This window comes from Verminephrobacter aporrectodeae subsp. tuberculatae At4, assembly GCF_000193225.1.
In the GTDB taxonomy this organism is placed as follows: domain Bacteria; phylum Pseudomonadota; class Gammaproteobacteria; order Burkholderiales; family Burkholderiaceae_C; genus Acidovorax; species Acidovorax aporrectodeae.
The window spans coordinates 1-422 of the sequence record NZ_AFAL01000302.1; the positions used below are offsets into that span (position 1 = coordinate 1).

At 55.7% G+C, this 422-nt stretch carries 1 pseudogene; it reads right to left on the reverse strand.

Features of this window, described 5'->3' with window-relative positions:
- Positions 1-211: pseudogene (locus tag VTU_RS26250) on the reverse strand (hypothetical protein); the annotation flags it as partial.
- Positions 212-422: the final 211 nt, after the last annotated feature.

The following is a 422-nucleotide window of genomic DNA, read 5'->3' on the forward strand; positions in this document are numbered from 1 at the left end:
CCTCGTCGGCGTCCGCAGGAAGGCCAAGGTCTTTGAGCGAGAGAGACACGACTTCCGCCGGCTTGACGTCTTGAAGCTGGGATTTTTTCACGGACGCGGGTTCTGGCGCGGGTCTGGACGCGGAGTCAGACTGCTGCGGCTGCGTGCCGTCTCCGCAAGCGCTCAGCAGGGCGCCGAGCAAAAGCACCATGGTTATCAGGGTTTTCTTCATGTTCGCTCCTTGTGAGAAGATCAGGTGAAGGCACCTTCTTGGATCGTACTACTCATCCAGCACGGTGACAAGCTATTAATAACCTATATTACCAAGGGTCTTTGCCGCAGCGGGCTTGCTCGGTCACGCCTTGGTGGGTGTATGGCTGGGTTATTTTTGTACTGCGAAATATCCACAATGCAAGTGGGGATTATCAGACGCTGGCGGAGAT